The 3,615-nt window shown below is 72.4% G+C and carries 2 protein-coding genes; both read right to left on the reverse strand.

Annotated features, from left to right (window positions below):
• Positions 1-415 precede the first annotated feature (415 nt).
• On the reverse strand, positions 416-1,456 hold the full coding sequence (locus tag VF468_00790; GenBank protein HEX5876861.1) for an alcohol dehydrogenase catalytic domain-containing protein: 1,041 nt from the start codon (positions 1,454-1,456) through the stop codon (positions 416-418).
• Positions 1,457-2,357: 901 nt separating this feature from the next.
• Complete coding sequence (locus VF468_00795; protein HEX5876862.1) at positions 2,358-3,437, reverse strand: hypothetical protein; 1,080 nt, start codon at positions 3,435-3,437, stop codon at positions 2,358-2,360.
• Positions 3,438-3,615: the final 178 nt, after the last annotated feature.

A 3,615-nucleotide genomic window follows, 5' to 3' on the forward strand; every position in this document is an offset into this window, starting at 1 on the left:
AGGACTGTCCCGCCTGGGAGCCGGACGACCTTCCCCCACGGAGGCACCCCTTTCGGGGTGTCTAAGCAAACGCACGCAGCTCGAGCAGCCCGCACAACCACTACAGCCCAGGTCCGGGATGTCGGCGTCGGCGGTCGTCGCAGCAAATGGCCGATTCACTGCGACAACGGCCCTTCGCCGACGTGTCGACCTGGGATGTCACCTCGGCATGGAAGGCTCGAGTTGCCCGCATTTGCTGGCGACACCAGGAAGTGGAGGTCCCCGCGGGGAAGGTCGCGCGACTCCCAGCCGGCACGGTCTACCAGTTCCGTCACCTCGAATTCCAGCGCCGCCTCGCGCCCCGACCCGCTGATCAGCGGCGCACCCCAGGACGTGCGCGCTGGTTCGCTGGCGTCACCCGCCGCAACGCCCTCCGCTACAGCTCCGGCGAGACGAGGATCTTGACCTGCTCCTGGCCGTCCGGGCCGGCGAGGCGGTCCAGGCCCCCAGGCACCGTGTCCGCGAGCGGGATGCGGCTGGTGATCAGCTCCGCGGCGCGCAGCTCTCTTGAGACCAACAGCCCGACCGCGCGGGGGAAGTCAGAGGTGACCAAGTGGCTCATCGTGCCGACCAGAGAGATCTCCCGCAGGGCGAGGTCGGCCAGGTCGACGCTGGCCGGCGTCGCCGGGAACCCCACCACGACGACGCGACCGCCCGGCGAGACCAGCGGCATCGCCAGGCCGACGGCCTCGGACGCGCCGGTACAGTCGAACACCACCGGCACGTCCCAGCTCCCCGCCAGGCCGTGCAACTCGCCGGCGTGCAAGGTACCGAACCCGAGCCGGGCGGCCTTGCCCAGGCGCCAGGCCGAGCGGTCGGCGAGCACCACCTCGGCGTCGTGCTCGATGCGGCAGACCTCCGCCACCGCCAGCCCGATCGTCCCGGCGCCGAGGACCAGCAGCTCCTGGCCAGGCCGCAGCGCGGCCCGGCCCACCGAACGCACCGCGACGGACACCGGCTCGGCGAGCGCCAGCACGTCGAGCGGCACCTCGGCCGCCGGGACCACCGCCATCGAAGCGGGCACGGTCAGGGCCTCGGCAAGCCCTCCGCCGGAGGCGGAGAAGCCGATGTGGGCGAAGGTTCGGCAAAGGTTGGGAAGGCCGGCGCCGCAGGCGACGCACGACCGGCACGGGATCAGCCCGTCCAGCGCCACCGGCTGGCCAGGCTCCAGCCCGCGCACGCCGCCGCCGACCTCGTCCACGACGCCGGCGACCTCGTGGCCGATGACCACCGGCGCCGCCACCCCGGTAATCGGGTGCGGCCGTGTCGGGATCACGAACGGGCCGTGTAGGTACTCGTGCACGTCCGTGCCGCAGATGCCGCACCAGGCGACGCGGACGCGGACCTCGGCCGCGCCGGGCTCGGGCGCGTCGGGCACCTCTTCGAAGCGGACGTCGCGGCGGCCGTGCCACCGCATCGCCTTCACGCGACCGCCACCTCCTCTGTTCGCCCGACCAGGCTATGGCCCCGGCTCCGGCAGATCCAGCCCAGAGCGAGCGCCCGGGTCGTGGCGGCTAGGTGGGCCACGTGTCTGGAACTGATGGGGATGGTTGATACTTCGGGTCTCCAACCAAGAAGGAGACCCCGTGACCGAGCAGCAGCTGCTCCGGATGGCCAAGCCACGCCTGGCGATCCTGTGCAGACAGGACTGTCCAGGCCACAGCTACCGACCGACCGTGACGCGGGACGGCAGGGAAGGGAACGGCCCATTCCCTGCCACTTCACCGCTGGCCCCACGGCCGCGACCGGGGTGCCCGACGCGCAGGCTCCGGTGCAAGGTGACATATCCCTGTCACATCGCCGAAGGAGCGCCCAGATGGCCGGGCGGGTCATCTGTGGGCCGGCTCCCAGCCGGCCTACCACTGCTCCAAGTGGACCATCGTGTCCAAGGGGTGGTGGGCGGCGGGCCGGAAGTCGGTGCCGCTGGTGTAGGCGACCGGGTGAGCGCGGCCTGCATCACCTCATCGAACGGGATCCCGAGGATCTCGGCCGCCTCCCGCTCGTGGCGCAGGTGGAAGGTGGTCCAGACGGTGCCCAGCCCGTGCGCCCGGCGGCCAGCATGAAGCTCCAGGCGGCGGGGATGATCGACCCCCACCGCGAGGCCTACACCCCACCGGGGCATGGTCGGTCCGGCCCTCCACGCACAGAAGCATGGACCGGCACCCAGTAGCGGTGGTCGGCCCGATAGCGGACCGCGTCGGAGAGGCGGGCGCCGCCCGCCCCCGGGAGCTGTACGGCCGGTTCCCGGCGCGCGGCCGCCTGGCCGCTGCCGTCGCCGGCCGCTGACCGGAGGCGGTGTGGGAACCCCCGTCCTCGGGTCAGCCGTTGGTGGTGCGCAGGATCGAGGTGCCGCTGGCCCCGTTGGTGCGGGTGCGTTGGCCGGCCGCCCACACCGTGCTCGGCCCGAGCGCCGCCGCGTCCCAGAGGGAGCCGGCCGAGCTTGGGATCGACTCGCGGGTCCAGCTGCTGCCGTTCCAGCGCAGGACCAGCGACCCCCCGCCGACCGCGTACACCTTGGTGGGTGAGAGCGCGGTGACGGCCGACAGCCCGGCACCCAGCACCGCCGGCGCGGCGACCTTGCGCCAGCTCTGGCCGTTCCAGTGCAGCACCCACGGCACGTGCCACAGCAGGTCACGGTTGAACTCCCGGCCGACCGCCCAGACGTCGTTGCTGGCCAGCGCGACCACGCCCTCCAGGGTGGCGTCGATGGCGGCCGGGGTGGCGACGGCGCTCCAGGCCGACCCGTTCCAGCGCAGGATGATCGGCTGGCTGACCTGGTAGTCGCCGCCCCCGGCCTGGCCGACCGCCCACAGGTTGCTGGAGGAGGTCCCGTCGATCGCGTTGAGCTGGCTGCCGAGCTGGCTGTCCGGGATGGGGGTGGCCACCGGCGTCCAGCTGGTGCCGTTCCACCTGGCCGCCATGGAGTCGAAGGAACCGACGGTGCTGCGGCTGCCGACCACCCAGGCGTCGCTGGCCGACAGTGTCTTGACCCCGAGCAGGATGCCTGACCCGCTCGGGCCCGGAACGGTCCTCCAGCTCGTGCCGTTCCAGCGCTGGAGCAGCGCGGCCGACGAGGCGCCGCTGGTGAAGCCGACCGCCCAGGCGTTGCTGGCCGAGCTGGCGTCGACGTCGCGCAGCTCGCTGTCGACGGCGGGCCGCGGGCTCGACACGATGGTCCAGCTGGTGCCGTTCCACCGCTGGATGAGTGGACGGCGGAACGGGCTGCTGACGTCGTCGGCCCGGCCCACCGCCCACGCGTTGGAGGACGAGGTCGCGTCGACCCCAAAGAGCACGTTGTCGAACTGGGTGAGGTTCGGGCTGGCCACCCGGGTCCAGGTCGCCGCCGAGGCGGGCGGCCCGAGCAGCAGCAGGGTGGCGCCCAGGAGCGCCACCAACACGGCCCGCGGGCGCCCGCGGCGCCGCGGCTCAGGACTCCCTCTTGACCGCATGATCCCTCCCTTCCATCGCCGCATGCCGGCGGCGACCGGTGGACAGAGCTGGAGGTGAGGTCCGGATGAGGGTGGGCATGACCTACTACAACCAAGAAAGTTGGATCTTAGAAGCAGGGCCCGTGCA

It is taken from the genome of Actinomycetota bacterium, from assembly GCA_036280995.1.
Lineage (GTDB): Bacteria > Actinomycetota > CALGFH01 > CALGFH01 > CALGFH01 > CALGFH01.